The sequence below is a fragment of the Streptomyces sp. NPDC056987 genome (assembly GCF_042673865.1).
Lineage (GTDB): Bacteria > Actinomycetota > Actinomycetes > Streptomycetales > Streptomycetaceae > Streptomyces.
The window spans coordinates 167,234-187,367 of record NZ_JBHURV010000001.1; the positions used below are offsets into that span (position 1 = coordinate 167,234).

Consider the following 20,134-nt stretch of genomic DNA (forward strand, 5'->3'; position numbering starts at 1 on the left):
CCTGCCGGGGCCCCGGGGGGGGGTTGTTGTGGGGGTTGGGGGGGGGGGGGGTGTGGGGGGGGGGGGGGGGGGGGGGGGGGGGGGGGGCCCGCCCCCCCCCCCCACCTCCAGGTCTCCGCCGCGCGCGGAAAGGTTGCCGCGCGTTGGCAGGTTCCGCCCATCGCGGGGAACGTGGGAAGGGGGAGGAGGAAGAGGGGGGAGTGGGGGAGGGGGACGCGGACGAGGACGAGGGACAGTACGAGGCTCAGGAGGAAGTGGATGTCCGAGACGAGCACGACCGTGAGCGACGCGGAGCTGGCGGGCCTGCTGGCCCACTGGCGCGCGGCCAATTACCTGGCGGCCGGACAGATCTACCTCCTGGACAACCCGCTCCTGACCGAGCCCCTGCGCCCGGAGCACATCAAGCCCCGGCTGCTCGGCCACTGGGGCACGTCGCCGGGGCTGAACCTCGTCCACACCCATCTCAACCGGGTGATCAAGGCGCGTGACCTGCCCGTTCTATGCGTCTGGGGCCCGGGCCACGGCGGCCCGGCGGTGCTGGCCAACTCCTGGCTGGAGGGCAGCTACTCCGAGACGTACCCGGACATCGGCCGGGACGCGGAGGGCATGGCCCGGCTCTTCCGGCAGTTCTCCTTCCCGGGCGGGGTGCCCAGCCATGTCGCCCCCGAGACGCCGGGCTCCATCCATGAGGGCGGCGAGCTGGGCTACTCCCTCGCGCACGCCTACGGGGCCGCCTTCGACCACCCCGAGCTGCTGGTCGCCTGTGTGATCGGCGACGGGGAGGCGGAGACCGGGCCGCTGGCGGCGTCCTGGCACTCGAACAAGTTCCTCGACCCGGTCCGTGACGGCGCGGTGCTGCCGATCCTCCACCTCAACGGCTACAAGATCGCCAACCCGGCCGTCCTCGCCCGGATCCCCGAGGCGGAGCTGGACGAGCTGCTGCGCGGCTACGGGCACGAGCCGCTGCACGTCGGCGGCGACGACCCGGAGACCGTCCACCGCGCCCTGGCGGAGGTCATGGACACCGCGCTGGACCGCATCGCGCTGATCCAGCACACCGCCCGTGAGGAGGGGGTCACGGAGCGTCCCCGCTGGCCGGTGATCGTGCTGCGGACGCCGAAGGGCTGGACCGGCCCCGCCACCGTCGACGGCCGGCCCGTCGAGGGGACCTGGCGCGCCCACCAGGTGCCGCTGTCCGGCGTACGCGACCACCCCGCGCATCTGCGGCAGCTGGAGCAGTGGCTGCGCTCGTACCGGCCCGAGGACCTCTTCGACCACCGGGGCCGTCCCCGCCCCGAGGTGCTCGCCGGTGTGCCCGGGGGCGACCGCCGCCTCGGCGCCACCCCGTACGCCAACGGCGGCCTCCTCCTGCGCGACCTGCCCCTCCCCCCGCTGGAGCGGTACGCCGTCGCGGTCGACCGGCCCGGGGTGACCCTGCACGAACCGACCCGGGTGCTCGGCGAGTTGCTGGCGGCGGTCATGGAAGCCACCGCCGATCGCCGCGACTTCCGCGTCATGGGCCCGGACGAGACCGCCTCCAACCGGCTCCAGGCCCTCTACCGGGCCACGGGCAAGGCGTGGCAGGCGGAGTCCGGGGCGGTGGACGAGGACCTCGACCGGCACGGCCGGGTGCTGGAGATCCTCTCCGAACACACCTGCCAGGGCTGGCTGGAGGGGTATCTCCTGACCGGCCGGCACGGCCTCTTCTCCTGCTACGAGGCCTTCGTCCACATCGTCGACTCCATGGTCAACCAGCACATCAAATGGCTGAAGGTCTCCCGCGCCCTGCCGTGGCGCCGCCCCATCGCCTCCCTCGACTACCTGCTCACCTCGCATGTGTGGCGCCAGGACCACAACGGCTTCTCCCACCAGGACCCCGGCTTCGTCGACCACGTGCTCAACAAGTCCCCCGAGGTCGTCCGCGTCTACCTGCCACCGGACACCAACACTCTGCTCTGCGTCGCCGAACACGTCCTGCGCAGCCGCGACCACGTCAATGTCGTCGTGGCCGGAAAACAGCCCTGCTACGACTGGCTCACCCTGGACGAGGCGCGCGCCCACTGCGCGCGCGGCGCCGGCGTCTGGGAGTGGGCGGGCACCGAACGCGAGGGCGCCGCGCCCGACGTGGTGCTCGCCTGCGCGGGCGACGTCCCGACCCAGGAGGTCCTGGCGGCGGCCCTGCTGATCCGCCGCCATCTGCCACGGCTCGCCGTCCGGGTCGTCAACGTCGTCGACCTGGCACGGCTGCTGCCGGACTCGGACCATCCGCACGGGCTCTCCGACCGCCAGTACGACGCGCTGTTCACCCCGGACAAACCCGTCGTCTTCGCGTACCACGGCTATCCGTGGCTGATCCACCGCCTCGCCTACCGCCGCACCGGCCACCCCAACCTGCACGTACGCGGCTACAAGGAGTCGGGCACCACCACGACCCCCTTCGACATGGTCGTCCGCAACGACCTCGACCGCTACCGGCTCGTCATGGACGTCATCGACCGCGTCCCGGGACTCGCGGTACGCGCCACGGGCGTACGCCAGACCATGGAGGACGCCCGCCTCAGGCACCACGCCTGGATCCGCGAGCACGGCACCGACCTGCCCGAGGTCGTGGAGTGGAGCTGGCAGCCCGTCCCGCTGCCCCCTGATCCCGACTGAGCCGGGCCTGCTGCCGGGGCCGTCAGCCCGGTACGAGCACGGGGCCAGGCCGGTACGAGTACGCCGTCAGTCCGGTACGAGTACGGCGGCGCCGCGCACCCGGTCGGCCGCGAGATCCGCGAGGGCCCGGTCCGCTTGGTCCAAGGGGTACGGGGTGACCGTCACGCGGATCCCGACGCGCTCGGCCACCGCGAGGAAGTCGCGGCCGTCCTGCCGGGTGTTGGAGGTGACGCTGCGCAGGTTCCGCTCCTGGAAGAGATGGCGCTGATAGTTCAGCACGGGGATGTCGGAGAGGTGGATCCCGGCGACGGCGAGCGTCCCCGACCGGTCCAGCGCCGCCAGCGCCACCGGCACCAGATCGCCCACCGGGGCGAAGAGGACCGCCGCGTCCAGCGGCTCCGGCGGCGGGTCGTCGGCACCGCCCGCGGAGGCGGCGCCCAGCTCCAGAGCGAGTGCGCGCGCCTCCGGAGACCGGGTCAGCACATGGACGGTGGCACCCTCCGCCAGCGCGACCTGGGCCGCCAGGTGCGCGGACGCGCCGAAGCCGTAGAGCCCCAGCCGCCCGCCCGGCGGGAGCGCGCTGCGGCGCAGCGCCCGGTAGCCGATGATCCCCGCGCAGAGCAGCGGCGCGAGCGTGGCGGCGTCGCGCTCCTCCGGCAGCCGGTACGCGAACGCCTCGGGCACGACCGTGAACTCCGCGAAGCCGCCGTCCGCGTCCCACCCGGTGTAGCGGGAGCGGGGGCAGAGGTTCTCCCGCCGGGACCGGCACCACCGGCACACCCCGCAGGTCGAGCGCAGCCACGCCCCGCCGGCCCGCTCCCCGGTACGGAACAGGCCGACCCCCTCGCCCACGGCGACCACCCGGCCGACGATCTCGTGTCCCGGCACGGTGGCCGGGCGGTGCGGGGCCAGATCGCCCTCGGCGAGGTGCAGATCCGTACGGCAGACACCGCACGCCTCCACGCGCAGCAGCAGCTCACCGGGGCCCGGCACCGGGACCGGGCGGCGGACCCGTACCAGCGGGCCGGTACGGACCGGGCCGGGGGTTCCGACGGCCCAGCCGCTCGGCGCCGCCCCGGAACCGGAAACCGGTTCCGGCGCGGGATCGGGAGGAGCCATGACTCCAGCGTGCGACGGGCGCGCGGCACCGGCAAGCGACGCCACCCAGGGTGTGCGCGGAGTGGCCGGAAGCGATCGTCCGGCCGGGTTCTTGGGAACCCCTTTACCTTCCACGGGCGTTCAGCCTGCGGTCGCACTCGCGGCCGCCCGCCGCAGTGGCGGGGCACACCGTACTCCAGGAGGCAGCAGTGGCCCAGATCGACCTCGACAAGGTGTTGGACAAGGCGTGGGCGGACAAGGACCTGCCCGCCGTGCTCGACGCGCCGGTCTCCGCGCTGAAGGGGGTCTCGGACCGCCAGGGCAAGCTTCTTGACGAGGCGTTCGGTGTCAAGACGGTGGCAGATCTGGCCAACCTGAAGTACGCCCGCTGGGCGCAGGCGCTGGCCACGCTCGACACCTCCGCCAAGTAGCACCCCCGCACCACCGGGGAGCACCGAAGAGGCCCGGGACGCGGCGCGGAAAATGCCTCGCGCCGCGTTCCGGGGGCCGGTTATGGTGGTGCGCGTCGGCCGTCGAGCGCGCGGAGCACGAGCTGCTGCGGACGCGCCGGGAGAGATAAAAGGGGTGAGGACATTGATGACTGTCACGGTGCTGGGCGGCGCCCAGGTTCAGAAGTTTCTCACGCTCACCCCTGTGGTCTCCGGCTGACTCTCCTCTCTCTTTCCACGCCCGTGCGGGCGTGCCGGGGCCACCCTTCGAAGGGTTTCCCTTGTCTTTCCCGCTTGCCTCATCCGCCTCTTTCTCCTTCGAGGTCTCCTCCGCCGCTCATCCGCTCGACCCTTACGGCTGGGACGAGGGCTGGGCCGCGGAGTTCGCCCTCCACGCCGAGCGGGGGCTGCTGCCCGGCCGGGTCGTCCGTGTCGACCGCGGCCAGTGCGACGTCGCCACCGCCGAGGGGGTCGTACGGGCCGACACGGCCTTCGTGACCCCGCACGACCCGCTGCGGGTCCTCTGCACCGGGGACTGGGCGGCCGTCGACCCGGTGGGCGGTGACCCCCGGTTCGTCCGGGAGTACCTGCCGCGCCGTACCGCCTTCGTGCGGTCCACCTCCTCCAAGCGGTCCGAGGGACAGATCCTCGCCGCCAACGTCGATCACGCGATCATCGCGATCTCCCTGGCGGTCGAACTCGACCTCGGCCGGGTCGAACGGTTCCTCGCCCTCGGCTGGGAGAGCGGCGCCCTCCCGCTCATCGTGCTCACCAAGGCCGACCTCGTGGCGGACCCCGCCGTACGGGCCCATCTCGTCGAGGACGTCCAGATCACCGCGCCCGGGGTGCAGGTGCTCGCCGTCAGTTCGGAGACGGGGGAGGGGATCGAGGTCCTGTCCGCCGTGCTCTCGGGCGGTACGAGCGTGCTGCTCGGCGTGTCGGGGGCGGGGAAGTCGACCCTCGCCAACACCCTGCTCGGGACCGACGCGATGGAGGTTCGGGCCACGCGCGACGTGGACGGCAAGGGTCGGCACACCACCACGACCCGCAACCTCCTCGTCCTGCCCGGCGGCGGCGTCCTCATCGACACTCCGGGGTTGCGCGGGGTCGGGCTCTGGGACGCGGTGACCGGGGTCGGCCAGGTGTTCTCGGAGATCGAGGGCCTGGCGGCGGAGTGCCGGTTCCAGGACTGCGCCCATACGGCGGAGCCCGGGTGCGCGGTGCTCGCCGCGGTCGAGGACGGCGCGCTGCCCGAACGGCGGCTGGACAGCTACCGCAAGCTGCTGCGGGAGAACCAGCGCATCGTCGCCAAGACCGACGCCCGGCTGCGCGGCGAGATCCGGCGCGAGTGGAAGCGCAAGGGCGCCGAGGGCCGCGCCGCGATGGAGGCCAAGCGCGGCCGCTTCCACTGACCGGGGGCGGGGCAGGGGGCCGACCGGGCGGTGACCGGTGGCGGGGCGGCGGGCGGGGCGGACACGGCGTCCGAAAACCGCGAGTGCGTCCCGCCCCGGGCGGCGCACACTGGACTCGTGATGGACGAAGAGACCAGGTACGAGGCGGTGGCCAGCCGTGACGCCCGGTTCGACGGCGCGTTCTTCTTCGCCGTCGAGACCACCGGCATCTACTGCCGGCCGAGCTGCCCCGCGGTCACCCCCAAACGTAAGAACGTCCGCTTCTACCCGACCGCTGCCGCCGCCCAGGGCAACGGCTTCCGCGCCTGCCGCCGATGCAGGCCGGACGCCGTGCCCGGGTCGGCGGAGTGGAACGTGCGCGCCGATGTCGTCGGCCGCGCCATGCGCATGATCGGCGACGGGATCGTGGACCGGGAGGGCGTGCCGGGGCTGGCCGGGCGGCTCGGCTACAGCACCCGGCAGATCCAGCGCCAGCTCACCGCCGAGCTGGGCGCCGGCCCCGTCGCCCTGGCCCGCGCCCAGCGCGCCCACACGGCCAGGGTCCTGCTCCAGACGACCGGCCTGCCGGTCACGGAGATCGCGTTCGCGGCCGGGTTCGCGAGCGTCCGCCAGTTCAACGACACGATCCGGCAGATCTACGCCCGTACGCCCAGCGCGCTGCGCGCCGAATCCGGTACAGGAACGGCCGCGGGAGCCCGGCGGAGCACCACCCGGGCCGTCGGTGCCGCCACGGCGGCCGGTGCCGCTACGGCGGCCGGTTCTGCCCGGGCCGCTGGTTCCGCCACGGCCGCTGGTTCCGCCACGGCCACCGGTGCCGCCACGGCGGCCGGTGCCGCGGACGGTCCCGTACCGGCCGCCGGTTCCGCCGGTCCGCCCGCTCTTGCCGGGATCCCGCTGCGGCTCGCCCACCGCGGCCCGTACGACGCCTCCGCCGTCTTCGACCTCCTCGCCCAGGAGGCCCTGCCCTCCGTCGAGGAGGTGACGGGCCCGCCCGGCGCCCGTACCTACCGCCGTACGCTGCGGCTGCCCCACGGCCCCGGCGCCGTCGCCGTGGACGAGGCCCGCCCGGCCGCCGGCGCCCCCGCGAGCCGGAGCGCCAACGGCTGGCTGGAGGCGCGGATCCACCTCACCGACCTGCGCGACCTCACCACCGCCGTCCAGCGGCTGCGCCGCCTCTTCGACCTCGACGCCGACCCGTACGCCGTGGACGAACGCCTCGGCGCCGACCCGCGCCTCGCGCCCCTCGTCGCGGCCCGCCCCGGGCTGCGCTCGCCCGGCGCGGCGGAGCCGGCCGAGTACGCGCTGCGCGCCCTGCTCGGGGCGGCGGCGGCCCGGCGGGCCGTGGCGACGTACGGTCAGCCGCTGGAGCAGGCACCCGGCGGGCTCACCCGGCTCTTCCCCGAGCCCGCCGCGCTGCGCGGCCACCCGGTGGCGGGGCCGCTCGCGACCGCGCTCGCCGACGGCACCGTACGGCTCGACGCGGGGGCCGACCGGGACGCGGCCGAACAGGCGCTCCTGGCCGTCCCCGGCGTGACGCCCCGCACCGCCGCGCTGATCCGCACGCGGGCCCTCGGCGACCCCGATGTGGCGCCCGAGGGCGAGCCGGACGAGGAGTCGTGGCGGCCCTGGCGCTCCTACGCAGGCAGCCACCTGCGCGCGGCCCGCGCCCACCGTGCCGGTCAGCCCCGGACCACCACGACCAGCCACGCGCCCACCACCAGCAGACACGCGAAGAGCTCCACCAGCAGCGACGTCCCCGCCGTCCGCATGACCGTACGGGTGGACGCCCAGCCGTCCCGGTGACTGCCCAGCCGCGCCCGTTCCGCACCGTAGATCCCCCCGACGAACCCCAGGATCCCGCCCACCACCGGCACCACGAAGAACCCCGCGATGCCCGCGACCCCGCCGGTCAGCAGCGTGCGGCGCGGCACCCCCGTCCGGCTGGTCCTGCGGGCCGGCAGCAGCGGCCGGAGCGCCTGGTTGAGCAGGAGCAGCGCCGTCGCGCCGATCAGCAGCGCCCAGGCGGCCCGGCCGGTGTCGGACAGCGCCCACCAGAGCACGGCGGCCCAGACGATCGCCTGTCCCGGCACGCCGGGGACGAGCACGCCGAACAGACCGAGCAGCATGACCAGGGCGACCAGCACGAGCTGCCACACTTCCATCCGCCAACTGTGCCGGACGGCGCCCGTTCCCGCAGGACGCGTTCGCGCCCTTGGCGGTGGTGTGTCAGACCCCGGGGCCGCGGGCCACCCAGCCCCGCTCGTACGCGTGCCAGCCGAGTTGCAGCCGGGTCGTCACCCCGCTCAGCTCCATCAGCCCCTTCACTCGGCGCTGAACGGTCCGCAGCCCCACGTCGAGCTGTTTCGCGACGCTCGCGTCGGTCATCCCGGCGAGCAGCAGCGACAGGATCTCCAGGTCGGTGGGGTCGGGGCCGGGCAGGCCGTCCTCCCGTACCGCCCCGTCCGTACCCAGCCGCAGCGGCAGCCCCTCGCGCCACACCGCCTCGAAGAGCCCCATCAGCGACTCCAGCAGCCCGCTGGCGTGCACGACCAGCGCCGCGGGCCCGGCGCCGCGGCCCGTCAGCGGCACCATCGCCAGCGCGCGGTCCGCGACCACCAGCTTCGTCGGCACCCGCTCGGTGACCCGGACCCGCTCCTGCCGGCCGAGCGCGGCGGCCAGTTCGGTGAGCCCGGTGGGCTGGGTCAGCACCTCACGCTCGATCACCACCCGGTAGGCGACGCCGCGGCTCGCCGCCCGGTCCTCGGCCTCGTTCTCCCGCCCCGTCACCGCCACGGGCTGCCCCGTGACCAGCGCGCAGACCTCCTCCGTGGCGCCGAGCTGGAGCTGGAGGAAGCGGTGGGCCACGGCGCTGGCGCCCGTCACCACCTCGATCAGGTCGTGCACGGCCGGTTCGGCCGCCTCCGCGCGGTACTCCTCGGCGAGCAGCACCGCGGCCAGCTCCGCCTGTTCGAGCTGATGGCGGTGCTGGGTCAGCAGCGCGCCCAGCGCGACGGCGGGCGGCGCGGCGACCCACCGGCCCGCCCGGGAGGAGGACTGGGCGGCGAGGCCCTGCCGCTCCAGCCTGCGCAACGCCCGTTCGGTGTCCGGCTCGGGGAGGGCGAGCCGGTGCGCCAGATCCGCCACCTCCGCGGCCCCGATCGACACCAGCGCCCGATACGCCGCCTCGTGTCTCTCGTCAAGGCCTATCGCTCCCAGCACCCTGTCCACCCCTCCCCGCTCACCCCGCGCGACCTCCTCGGACGCGTACGTACCCCGGCCCGCCGTGGCGGATACCGGCCACGGCGTAAACCCGCCGCGCTCATCATCCCCTGTAAGCCCCGGCACTCTGTCATGGTGGCGCCATCACAGCAGCAACAGTCCCGGTCATATGCCTCCGTGGAGGTTCCGGCCGGATTGTGCACGGGTGAACGACGCGTGCGGTCCGGCCGCCCGTGTCCGCGCCCGCGCTGGATCTGTGACCGTTCGCCGGGCGTCCTTCCCGTGGGGGGTGGGGTCGCCCGGCGGACTCATTTTCGGCGACGGCCGTTTTCGCCCCCCTGGAGCGGTCGACAATAAGGGACATGAGCGAGCAGGGGGAGCGACCGCCCGACGACGACTGGTGGAACCGCCTGTACGACGCGTCGGCGCCGGACACGGGGCCCGCGGCGAAGTCCGGGGACACGCTCGACGACCGCTTCGACTCGGCGGCGGACGCGGTGCGTGCGGGCACGCCGCCGGATCCGGGTCGGTTGGCGGAGCCAGGTCCGATGGCGGATCCAGGTCCGGCGGCGGGTCCGGCCGGAGGACCGACCGCGGCCCCCGCGGACCCGCCGCCGGCTCCCGCCGCGGAAGAGGCGGGCGACCGCGCCGGAGACTCGACGGGGCCCGCACGAGCCTGGTGGGAGCAGGCGCCGTCACCGGCCCCGTACGCGCCGAGCGACGCCCGGCCGCTGCCGAGGACGGATGCCCGGGACGCCGTACCTGCCGAGGCGCCGTGGGGGCCGGGCTTCGGCGGGGATGCCGTGCCTGCCGAGGCGCCGCCGGGGCCGGGCTTCGGTAGGGACGCCGCACCCCCCGAGGCGCCGCGCGGTTGGAGCTCCGGCATGGGCGCTGTACCGCCCGAGGCGCCGTCCCCTCCGGCTCCGAAGTCCCCGCCGCCCCCGCCGACGCAGGGCCCGCCTCCGGCTGCCCCGCCGACGCAGGGCCCGCCTTCGCCCGCCCCGCCCCCTCCTCCCGCGAACGCCCCGCCCCCTCCACCGCCGCCCCCGAACGCCCCCGGTGCGCGGGCCGTTCCCGATCCGCGGGCGGCGCCGGGGAGCGCACCCGTCCCCGCCCCGGAGCGCGCGCGGGGCGCCCCGCGCGGTGACCGGGCGCCCGGTCAGGACGCCGGGCCGGGCGCGCTGCCCGCCGCCCACCCCGACCGGCTGGCCGAACTCGTCGCGGACACCGTCCTCGACGGCGCCTCCTACGGGTCGTACACCCTGCGGGCCGTCTCCGTACGGGGCGACGCCGCGCGGTACCGCGGTGAGCCGCGCCGCGACGCGCTGCTCACCGCCCGGTTCGGGACGGGCCCCGGCGCGCTCGTCCTTGTCGCCGTCGCCGGCGGGGCCCGCGGGGCCGAGGACGCCCACCGGGCCGCCGCCGAGGTCTGCCACTGGATCGGCGGCGCCGTCGGACGCGACCACAGCAAGCTCTCCGAGGACATCAGGGCCGGTCGCAGGGGCGAACTGAAATCCGGTCTGCACCGGCTCACCGACCGGGGATTCGGCAGGCTCCGGGCCCGCGCCGCCGAACTGGAGCTGGCGCCCGGGGCGTACACCGCGAGTCTGCGCTGCCTGCTGCTCACCGCCGACCCCGACTGCCGGAACCGGGTGTTCTTCGGGGCCGGCGCCGGAGGTCTCTTCCGGCTCAGGGACGGTGGCTGGGAGGACCTGGAGCCCTCGGCCGGCGCCTCCGCCACGGCCGGCTCCCCGCCCGCCGAGACCCCCGAGGGCGACCGGCTCACCATGGACCTGGCGATCACGAACGACCGTGCCCCCTACATCGAGGGCCCGCCGCCCCCGCCGCCCGAGCCGTTCCTGTTCCGGGCGTCGGTCGCCCGGCCGGGCGACACCCTCCTGCTGTGCAGCGCGGGGCTGGCCGAGCCGCTGCGCGCGGAGCCCGCGCTCGCCGCCGAACTGGCCCGCCGCTGGGACGCGCCGGAACCGCCGGGGCCGGCCGGCTTCCTCACCGACACCACGCTCGGGGTGCGGGGCCACAGCGACGACCGTACGGCGGTCGCCGTCTGGGAGGCCTGACGCCGAACGACGGGCCCAGCAGGCGCGTCCGGGCCCGCCGTGGGTTGATGGGGAGTGCGGGGCGGGCCGGCCGTCCCGACCGTCACCGGAGAGGGCGCGGACCCATGGCCAAGCAGAACGTGGCGGAACAGTTCGTCGACATCCTCGTCAGAGCGGGCGTCCAGCGGCTGTACGGAGTCGTCGGCGACAGCCTCAACCCCGTCGTCGACGCCATCCGCCGCACCCCCGCCATCGACTGGGTCCAGGTCAGGCACGAGGAGACCGCCGCCTTCGCGGCCGGCGCCGAGGCCCAGATCACCGGCAGGCTCGCCGCCTGCGCGGGCTCCTGCGGACCCGGCAACCTGCATCTCATCAACGGCCTGTACGACGCCCACCGCTCCATGGCCCCCGTCCTCGCCCTCGCCTCCCACATCCCCTCCGCCGAGATCGGCCTCGGCTTCTTCCAGGAGACCCACCCGGAGCGGCTGTTCAACGAGTGCAGCCACTACAACGAGATGATCTCCAGCCCCCGGCAGATGCCCCGGCTGCTCCAGACCGCCATTCAGCACGCCATCGGCCTGAGCGGCGTCAGCGTGGTCACCCTGCCCGGCGACATCGCCTCCGCGCCCGCCCCGGAGAAGGCGGTGGAGCACGCCCTCGTCACCGCACGGCCCTCCGTACGCCCCGGTGACACGGAGATCGAGAAGCTCGCCCGCATGATCGACGAGGCGGACCGCGTCACGCTCTTCTGCGGCAGCGGCACCGCCGGCGCGCACGCCGAGGTGATGGAGTTCGCCGAACGGATCAAGTCCCCGGTCGGTCACGCGCTGCGCGGCAAGGAGTGGATCCAGTACGACAACCCGTACGACGTCGGCATGAGCGGACTGCTCGGCTACGGCGCCGCCTACGAGGCCACCCACGAGTGCGATCTGCTGCTCCTCCTCGGCACGGACTTCCCGTACAACGCCTTCCTCCCCGACGACGTCAAGATCGCCCAGGTCGACATCAGACCCGAACGCCTCGGCCGCCGCTCCAAGCTGGACCTCGCCGTGTGGGGCGACGTCCGCGAGACGCTGATCTCCCTGACGCCCCGCGTACGGGCCAAGGCGGACCGCCGCTTCCTCGACAGGATGCTGAAGAAGCACGCCGACGCGCTGGAGGGCGTGGTCAAGGCGTACACCCGCAAGGTCGAGAAGCACATCCCGATCCACCCCGAGTACGTCGCCTCCGTCCTGGACGAACTCGCCGACGGCGACGCCGTGTTCACCGTCGACACCGGGATGTGCAACGTATGGGCGGCCCGCTACCTCACCCCCAACGGGCGGCGCCGCGTCATCGGTTCGTTCAGCCACGGCTCGATGGCCAACGCCCTGCCGCAGGCCATCGGGGCGCAGTTCACCGACCGGAACCGGCAGGTCGTCTCGATGTCCGGCGACGGCGGATTCGCCATGCTGCTCGGCGACTTCCTCACACTCGTCCAGTACGACCTGCCGGTGAAGGTCGTCCTCTTCAACAACTCGGCTCTGGGCATGGTCGAGTTGGAGATGCTGGTGGGCGGGCTGCCCTCGTACGGCACGACCAACCACAACCCCGACTTCGCCGCGCTCGCCCGCGCCGCCGGTGCCTACGGCGTACGCGTGGAGAAGCCCCGGCAGCTCGCCGGCGCCCTCAAGGACGCCTTCAAGCACCGGGGTCCCGCGCTGGTGGACGTGGTCACCGACCCGAACGCGCTCTCCATCCCGCCGAGGATCAGCGCCGAGATGGTGACGGGATTCGCGCTCTCCGCGAGCAAGATCGTCCTGGACGGCGGGGTGGGCCGGATGGTGCAGATGGCCCGCTCCAACCTGCGGAACATGCCCCGGCCCTGACCTCGCCGTCCACCGCCGGACCGCTCCCGTCAGGCCGGCGGCCCGGATGTCGGCTCCCGTCAGGCCGACGGACCGGCGGCCCGTCCCGTCAGGTCGGCGGCCCGGATGCCCGCCCGGCCGGGGTGAGCCGCAGCGTCAGGATCTGGAACGGCCGCAGCCGCAGCCGCAGTCCCTCCTCGCCCGTCTCCGCGGCGTGCAGCGGCCGCTCCAGCAGATCCGTCACCCGCGCGTCGCGCACCGGGAAGCCGACGCGCAGCGTCGCCTCGGCCCGGCCGCCGGCCGACTCGTAGAGCCGTACGATCACATCGCCGCTCCGGTCCTCGGCGAGCTTGACCGCCTCCACGGTCACCGCAGCGTTGTCGATGTCGACCAGCGGCGCCAACTCGGGAGCCGTCGCCACCCGCAGCGGCAGATTGAGCGCCAGCCCCTCCTGCACGCTCTCCTCCACCGTGGCGCCGGGCAGCAGCGCGTAGCGGAACCGGTGCGTGCCCTGATCCGTCTCCGGGTCCGGGCTGTGCGGGGCGCGCAGCAGCGTCAGCCGTACGGTCGTGCCCAGGCCCTCCGCGTGGGGCGTCCGCGTCACGTCGTGCCCGTACGTCGAGTCGTTGAGCACCGCCACGCCGTACCCGGGCTCGGCGACCCGCAGCCAGCGGTGCGCGCAGATCTCGAACCGGGCGGCGTCCCAGCCGGTGTTGTCGTGCGTGGCCCGGTGCACATGGCCGAACTGGATCTCGGCGGTGGACCGTTCGGCGTGCACATCGAGTGGGAACGCCGCCTTGAGGACCTTCTCCGACTCGCGCCAGTCGATGTCGGTGACGACGTCGATCCGGTTGCTGCCCGCCGTGAGCCGGATCTCCTGGGTGATCCGGGACGCCCCGAACACCCGCACCACCCGCACCGACGCCCGCAGCGGACCCGCCTCGGTCAGCTCGACGGACTCGGCGACGGTGAGATCGGTGTGCCGGTGCCGGTAGTGCCGGTCGATGTCCCAGGCGTCCCACTGATTGGGGTGATCGGGGTGGAGCTGGAGCAGATTGCCCCGGCCACCGGGCGCCAGCACCTCGCGGCGCGCCACGAGGTCGCGTACGGAGGTGAGCAGCCCGTCCGCGTCGATCACCACCTCCACCAGCTGGTTCCGCAGCGTGATCGACCTGTCCCCGGCCACACCGGAGACCCCCGACCGGTCCAGGGCGCCGGTGAACGACCCCGTCGCCAGCGACCGGGTGAACGCGGCGGCCAGCACCCGGCCGCCCGCCAGCGGCTGAGCCCGTACGGACGAGGGCACGTCGGCCGCGTCGAACTCGACCGGCTCACGGCGCGCGAACGGCGCCGCGTTCAGCACGGCGGGCCGGCCCCCGCCCAGCACCGCCACCGCGTCCGCGACGATCCCCTCCAGCTCCTCCCGCACCGCCCGGTACGTGGCGCGCGCCTCCCGGTGCACCCAGGCGATCGACGAACCCGGCAGGATGTCGTGGAACTGGTGCAGCAGTACCGTCTTCCAGATCCGGTCCAGCGCCTCGTACGGATACGCGTACGGCCGCGCCCCCGGACCCGGGTGCACGCGCAGCGCCGCCACCGTCGCCCACAACTCCGCCTCCCGCAGCAGGTGTTCGCTGCGCCGGTTGCCCTGCTTGGTCTTGGCCTGGGTGGTGTACGTCGCCCGGTGCAGCTCCAGGTACAGCTCGCCCGACCAGACCGGCGCCCGCTCCCCGTACTCCTCCCGCGCCGCCGCGAAGAACGCCGCCGGGTGCTCGATCTCCACACGGGGCGAGCCCTCCAGGGACGCCAGCCGCCGTGCCTTCTCCAGCATCTCCCGGGTGGGGCCGCCCCCGCCGTCGCCCCAGCCGAACGGCACCAGGGAGCGGGACGAGCGCCCCTTGTCCCTGAAGTTCCGCTCCGCGTGGGCCAGTTCGGAGCCGTGGAACTGCGCGTTGTACGTGTCGACGGGCGGGAAGTGGGTGAAGACGCGGGTGCCGTCGATGCCCTCCCACCAGAAGGTGTGGTGCGGCATCCGGTTCGACTGGTTCCAGGACAGCTTCTGCGTGAGGAACCACTTCACCCCGGCCAACTTCGCCAACTGCGGGAACGCCGCCGTGTATCCGAAGGAGTCCGGCAGCCAGATCTCCTCCGTGTCCACGCCCAGCTCCTCCTGGAAGAAGCGCTTGCCGTGGACGATCTGCCGGGCCAGCGCCTCGCCGCCCGGCATGTTGGCGTCCGACTCCACCCACATCGAGCCCACCGGCGCCCAGGTCCCCTCCTTGACCGCCTGCTTGATGCGCCGCCAGATGTGCGGCTGGTGGTCCCGCACCCACGCGTACTGCTGTGCCTGCGAACAGGCGAAGACCAGCTCCGGGTAGTCGGCGGCGAGCGCCGTGACATTGGCGAACGTCCGCGACGCCTTCCGTACGGTCTCGCGCAGCGGCCACAGCCACGCCGAGTCGATATGGGCGTGGCCCGCCGCCGAGAGGCGGTGCGCGCTCGGCGACGCGGGGCGCGCCAGCGCGTCCGCCAGCTCCCGGCGGGCCCCGGCCGCCGTGCCCGCCACGTCGTGCAGGTCCAGCGCGTCCAGCGCGGACTCCAGGGCGCGCAGGATCTCATGGCGCCGCGACCGGTCGGTGGGCAGTTCGGCCATCAGCTCGGAGAGCACCTCGATGTCCAGGACGAGATGCCACACCTCCTCGTCCAGGACGGCGACCTCGGCCGAGGCGAACCGGTAGAGGGGACGGTCCCCGGCGGTCAGCACGTCCCCGAGGAGGGTGGGCTCGAAGTCGTGGAGCACGGCCGGGTTGGCCGCCGCCTCCAGCAGCAGCTCCACGGACTCGCCGCCCGCCGCCGGGGCGGCCACCGGGACGTGCCGGTTGCGCGGATGGATCCCCTTGACCGGCACCCCCGACGCGTCGTACACCATCCCCTCGGCCTGGAACCCGGGCCCCTCACCGGTGAATCCCGGGTCGATCACCACCTCCACGCGGCGCCCCGCCCAGCCGTCCGGCACGGTGCCCCTCAGCCGGAACCAGCTCGTCGACCACGGTGAACCCCACTCCGTACCGGCCGCGAAGGGCTCGTACGTGCCGCGCAACGCCTGCTCCACCGGCACCGGTTCGCCCGGCGCGTGCCAGACGGCGAGGTTGAGCGGCTGCCGCGCCGCGTACTGCGCGGGGCGGATGAACTGGCGCAGCGCGCGCTCCAGCCGCCCTTCCACCTGAGTGCGGTCGTCGTGCATCGGGGCTCCTCGCTTCTCGGAATCGCTCCCCCCAGAGCTTCCCCGGACCCGCTGCCCGCATCCGTCCGGCGGTGTCGCACGGCGCTCGGACGGGGGCCGGGCGCCGGCCGGACGGCGGCCGCACGGCGCGTCGTGCGGCGTGGAGACGACAGGTGACGCACACCATGAGTGGCCCATTCCGGCAAGGGGAATACACCTCTTGTACGCATGCGCCACGAGCCATTTCCGGCGGGGGACAGAGGTCGGAGGACAGAAGTGACGAGCGGGGGGACGAAAGTGATGAGCGGGTTACGGCGCAGAGTGGGGGGCGCCGATCTGGCGGCGGTCCCCGAAGTGCGGCACGCCTTACGGGAGATGCTCGTCCACTGGCGGGAGCGGGACTCCGCCGCGGTGGCCGAGCTGCTGATGAGTGAGCTGGTGACGAACGCGCTGGTGCACACGGAGACGGGCGCGGTGGTCACGGCGACGTTCGCGGACTCGCGACTGCGCGTGGAGGTACGGGACTTCGTCGCCGGCCTGGCCGCGCCGCCGGAGCCGGCCCGGCCGGTCCCCGACGACGCCACGAACGGCAGGGGCCTCGCGCTGGTCCGGAGTCTCGCGGACGACTGGGGGGTACGGACGAGGCCGCTGGGCAAGGTGGTCTGGTTCGAGCTGAACGGTGAGGCCGCGTAACGGATGGTTCCTGAACGGACGGTGTCACCAGGGGTGGTGCGGGGGAAACGGCAGCGGACCGGCGTGACGGTCGTCCGTCACGCCGGTCCGGAGCGGGGAGCCGCGACAGCTCCGCGCGGTCCCGCCTGTCGTGCTGGTGTCGCTGATTCCGCCGGTCGTGCTGATTCCGCCGGTCGTGCCGGTGGTGGCGGTCGTACTGGTGGTGCAGGTCGTGCTGGGGTTGCCTGCTCGTCGAGCCGCTCGGGCTCAGCCGAACTGCCGCTCCATCTCCTTGAGTTTGCGCTCCAGGGAGTCGAGCCTCGGCAGAGCCTGCGTGTCGTCCTCGGCAGTGAGGTCCACCGTACGGGCCTCAGTACCCTTCACGGCCTGAAGGGAGAGACGGGAACGCTGGGGAAGCTGCGGCTGTTCTCCTATGGCAGGCTCCGCTGCGGCCTCGACGGCCGGAGGCGAGCCCGCCCCCGGACCGGCCGAGGGCAGCGCGACCTGACGGCCGCCGCGGCCACGGCCCCAGGCGCGGTGCTGCCGGTTGAGCGCCTTGATCTGCGCCCGCTCCAGCTTCACCTGCTCGCGCCTGCGGAGACGTCCCTGTTCCTTCTGGCGCCGGTCCTCGCGCACCTCGTCGACGGCCTCGTCCAGGGTGCGCACGTTCTCCAGCAGCATCAGCGACCAGGCGGCGAACGTCTCGCGCGGTGCCCGGAGCCACCGTACGATCCGGATCTGCGGCAGCGGACGGGGGACGAGCCCCTGCTCGCGCAGCGCCGCCCGGCGGGTCTGCTTCAGCGCGCGGTCGAAGAGCACCGCCGCCGAGAGGGACATGCCGGCGAAGAAGTGCGGGGCGCCCTCGTGGCCGATACCCGTGGGCGCGTGCACCCAGTTGAACCAGGCGGCGGCACCGGCGAACGTCCACACGAGCAGGCGCGAGCCGAGGGCCGCGTCACCGTGGCTGGCCTCGCGCACGGCGAGGACCGAGCAGAACATCGCCGCGCCGTCGAGACCGAACGGCACCAGGTACTCCCAGCCGCCCGAGAGGCCCAGGTTCTCCTGGCCGAAGCCGACCAGGCCCTTGAACGAGAGGGCCGCGGCCACGGCGGCGCAGCAGAACAGCAGCGCGTAGGACGCCATCCCGTAGATGGCCTCCTTGCGTCTGCGGCGCTCCTCGCTGCGCTCCCAGGAGTCCTCGACAGCCGGCTTCTCCCTGGCGCGCTTGCCACCGGCGAGTACGGCCACCGTCACCAGGGCTCCGACGACCAGCACGACGATGGGGATCAGCCAGTTCAGCGATATGTCAGTCAGTCGCATGCGGTGTTCCTTGCATCGCAGTAGGGCGTTTGGGACGCCATCTTGACGGAAGTGCGGTGCCCCTCAGGGGGTTTTGGGACAAGAGAACACCAACGGGGCGGTGTGGCACACAAATATGCACGATCGCCTAGAGCTGCCGTTCGGCAGGTGGCTGTCATGTTCGATTAATATCACTACTGACGGTGGCGTGGAATCCACGGGTGACGGACCGTCAGACGCTCGCGGCGAGCTTCCTGACCCGGTCGTCGTCGCAGGTACGCGGGCAGGTGACGCAGGTGTCCTCGGGACGCAACGTGTAGAAAAGGCAGCAACTCGCTCGGTCACGGGTCGGCAAAGATTCGCCGCCGGGACCGGTCAGCTCGCGGAAGCCCGCGGCGCCGACGTACGGCTTGGTCGCCCCCGGCAGCAGCAGCTCCAGCTCCGCCATCGCGCGCCGCTCCTCGCCGAGCAGATGCGCGACGTACCAGAGCCCCTCGACGATCTCGTCGGTCGCCATGCCCCACAGGGCCCGCCTGCCGCGCCGCATCCGCGGGGCGAACCCCTCCAGGACCGGACCGAGGTGTTCGGCGACGGCCGTCCGCACCTCGTCGCGCAGCGCCTCCTCGTCCGGTACGACCCGGGCGCCGGGCAGCGCCGCGGCCGGGTCGTCCGGCAGACAGGCGAACTCGTGGACCCGGACCGTCATCCGGCCCAGCGCCCGCTGGAACGAGACGGACTCGACCGGGACCCGGACCACCCGGCGGTGCAGGAACCACGGCACGGTGATCAGCAGACAGGCCGGCCACGCGTAGCGGTGCAGCGCGAAGCTGGCGATCACATCGGGCCGGGCCCGCCGTCCGTGGTCGCGCAGTACCTGCGCCTCGTCCCAGGCGAGGAACGTGTCCAGGGCCGGGCCGCCCGCCGCCAGCTCCACCGCGCTCACCCAGCCGCCACCGACCGGCGGCTGCTTGCCGTCGGTGAGCTGATGGATGCTCAGCGCGGGAAACGCCTCGGTCAGCCGGGCGTAGGCGCCCGTCACGGGAGAGGCGAGAAGCCCGGGCAGAACACTGGGCACGGTCATGCGGGGACCACCGAATCGGGATCGTTTGCAGGTAAGCCTTACCTTACCCGATGTGATCGAGGTGTGAACTGCGCCCCGGTCGGCCTATCGTGCACGGGGAGGACCCGGACCTCCTGGTGAACGGACCGACCCGACGGCCGAGGAGGACCCGAGTGGAGCAGGGCGGAGCGCGTGAGTCCACCGCGCCGGTGCCGTACCCGTCCCGGGCTGCCGCGCCCGGTACGTCAGGGGGCCCCCGGGCGCCCGGAGCCGGGCCCGGCTCCGGGTCCGGAGGCGCTCGGCTGCCGGAGCAGGCGCGTACGGACGCGCGCGAGCCGGCGCGCGGGGAGCACACGCACAGTGACGGGTCCGTGCCGCCGCCCGCGCGCCGGGCGGAGACAGTGGCGGGGGCGGCAGCGGCGGGGGCGGCAGGCTCGGCGGCCGGCGCCGGGGACCGGTCCGGTGATCCTGGTCACTCCGTACGGCGCCATTCGGTACGCGGCCAGATCCTCGCCGCCCTGCGTGACGCGCTCGTCGGCGGCGAGCTGGTGCCGGGCGAGGTCTACTCGGCGCCCGTGCTCGCCGAGCGCTTCGGGGTCTCCGCCACCCCCGTGCGCGAGGCCATGCAGCAGCTCGCGCTGGAAGGGGCGGTGGAGACGGTCCCGAACCGGGGGTTCCGGGTGACCCGGCGCACCCCTGGGGAGATCGCCGAGCTGGCCGAGGTGCGGTCCCTGCTCGAAGTGCCGGTGATGCTCCGTCTCGCCCGGACCGTCCCGGCCGAGCGCTGGGCGGACATACGTCCGTTGGCGGAGGCGGCCGGTGTGTCCGCCGCCCTCGGTGACCACGCGGCCTACGCGGAGCGCGACCGCGCGTTCCACCGCGCGGTGCTCTCCCTCTCCGGCAACCGGCAGCTGGTCGCGATCGCCGACGACGTACACCGGCGCTCGCAGTGGCCGCCGGCCGGCGCCCCCGCCGTACGCCGCGCCGACCTGGTCGCGCACGCCGCCCAGCACCTGGCGCTGCTGGAGGCGTTGGCGGCGGGCGACCTGCCGCTGGTCCAGTCGCTGGTTCGGGCCCATGTCATGGAGGCCGCCCGCTGACGGGGCGCGGGGCCGTGCGGGACCCGCCCGTGTGTGCGCGGTA

13 protein-coding genes and 1 pseudogene are annotated in these 20,134 nt (G+C 73.9%); 8 read left to right on the plus strand and 6 right to left on the minus strand.

Annotation, left to right across the window (positions count from 1 at the left end):
• Positions 1-258 precede the first annotated feature (258 nt).
• Entirely contained in the window at positions 259-2,655 is a 2,397-nt protein-coding gene (locus ACFTZC_RS00675) for a phosphoketolase (RefSeq protein ID WP_382885460.1), read from the plus strand.
• Between the two features lie 66 nt (positions 2,656-2,721).
• On the opposite strand, the gene ACFTZC_RS00680 is transcribed toward ACFTZC_RS00675, so the two are convergent.
• Positions 2,722-3,774, minus strand: coding sequence for a zinc-dependent alcohol dehydrogenase family protein (locus tag ACFTZC_RS00680; protein WP_382885462.1), 1,053 nt, complete (start codon positions 3,772-3,774; stop codon positions 2,722-2,724).
• Positions 3,775-3,962: 188 nt separating this feature from the next.
• Between ACFTZC_RS00680 and ACFTZC_RS00685 the strand changes: the two genes are divergently transcribed.
• The 3 genes from ACFTZC_RS00685 to ACFTZC_RS00695 all read left to right on the plus strand — a co-directional run bounded on the left by ACFTZC_RS00685 (position 3,963) and on the right by ACFTZC_RS00695 (position 7,417).
• Entirely contained in the window at positions 3,963-4,184 is a 222-nt protein-coding gene (locus tag ACFTZC_RS00685) for a hypothetical protein (protein WP_382885464.1), read from the plus strand.
• A gap of 299 nt (positions 4,185-4,483) precedes the next feature.
• Positions 4,484-5,614, plus strand: coding sequence for a ribosome small subunit-dependent GTPase A (rsgA, locus tag ACFTZC_RS00690; protein WP_382885466.1), 1,131 nt, complete (start codon positions 4,484-4,486; stop codon positions 5,612-5,614).
• Positions 5,615-5,734: 120 nt separating this feature from the next.
• A complete protein-coding gene (locus ACFTZC_RS00695) occupies positions 5,735-7,417 on the plus strand; it encodes an AlkA N-terminal domain-containing protein (protein ID WP_382885987.1) in 1,683 nt (560 codons plus the stop codon).
• On the opposite strand, the pseudogene ACFTZC_RS00700 reads toward ACFTZC_RS00695, so the two are convergent.
• A pseudogene (locus tag ACFTZC_RS00700) lies at positions 7,369-7,776 on the minus strand (DUF456 domain-containing protein); the annotation flags it as partial. The gene ACFTZC_RS00695 and the pseudogene ACFTZC_RS00700 sit on opposite strands and share 49 nt — an antisense overlap.
• A gap of 64 nt (positions 7,777-7,840) precedes the next feature.
• Positions 7,841-8,833 carry a helix-turn-helix domain-containing protein gene (locus ACFTZC_RS00705; protein ID WP_382885467.1) on the minus strand — a complete coding sequence of 331 codons (993 nt, stop codon included), beginning with the start codon at positions 8,831-8,833 and terminating at the stop codon, positions 7,841-7,843.
• A 362-nt stretch (positions 8,834-9,195) separates the two neighbouring features.
• On the opposite strand from ACFTZC_RS00705, the gene ACFTZC_RS00710 reads away from it, so the two are divergent.
• Entirely contained in the window at positions 9,196-10,911 is a 1,716-nt protein-coding gene (locus tag ACFTZC_RS00710; protein ID WP_382885469.1) for a protein phosphatase 2C domain-containing protein, read from the plus strand.
• A gap of 104 nt (positions 10,912-11,015) precedes the next feature.
• Positions 11,016-12,758 (plus strand): pyruvate dehydrogenase, encoded by a 1,743-nt coding sequence (locus tag ACFTZC_RS00715; protein ID WP_382885471.1) that lies wholly within the window; start codon positions 11,016-11,018, stop codon positions 12,756-12,758.
• Positions 12,759-12,846: 88 nt separating this feature from the next.
• On the opposite strand, the gene ACFTZC_RS00720 is transcribed toward ACFTZC_RS00715, so the two are convergent.
• Positions 12,847-15,981, minus strand: coding sequence for an alpha-mannosidase (locus ACFTZC_RS00720; protein WP_382885473.1), 3,135 nt, complete (start codon positions 15,979-15,981; stop codon positions 12,847-12,849).
• Between the two features lie 279 nt (positions 15,982-16,260).
• Between ACFTZC_RS00720 and ACFTZC_RS00725 the strand changes: the two genes are divergently transcribed.
• The gene (locus tag ACFTZC_RS00725) at positions 16,261-16,653 is read left to right on the plus strand and encodes an ATP-binding protein (protein ID WP_382885475.1); all 393 of its coding nucleotides are present in this window, start codon (positions 16,261-16,263) and stop codon (positions 16,651-16,653) included.
• 246 nt (positions 16,654-16,899) lie between these two features.
• On the opposite strand, the gene ACFTZC_RS00730 is transcribed toward ACFTZC_RS00725, so the two are convergent.
• Both ACFTZC_RS00730 and ACFTZC_RS00735 read right to left on the minus strand, forming a co-directional pair.
• Positions 16,900-17,952 carry a DUF2637 domain-containing protein gene (locus ACFTZC_RS00730; protein WP_382885477.1) on the minus strand — a complete coding sequence of 351 codons (1,053 nt, stop codon included), beginning with the start codon at positions 17,950-17,952 and terminating at the stop codon, positions 16,900-16,902.
• Positions 17,953-18,163: 211 nt separating this feature from the next.
• Positions 18,164-19,012, minus strand: a complete 849-nt coding sequence (locus ACFTZC_RS00735) for a (2Fe-2S)-binding protein (RefSeq protein WP_382885479.1) — start codon at positions 19,010-19,012, stop codon at positions 18,164-18,166.
• Between the two features lie 152 nt (positions 19,013-19,164).
• On the opposite strand from ACFTZC_RS00735, the gene ACFTZC_RS00740 reads away from it, so the two are divergent.
• Positions 19,165-20,091: a GntR family transcriptional regulator gene (locus ACFTZC_RS00740; RefSeq protein WP_382885480.1), complete on the plus strand. Its 927-nt coding sequence runs from the start codon at positions 19,165-19,167 to the stop codon at positions 20,089-20,091.
• Positions 20,092-20,134: the final 43 nt, after the last annotated feature.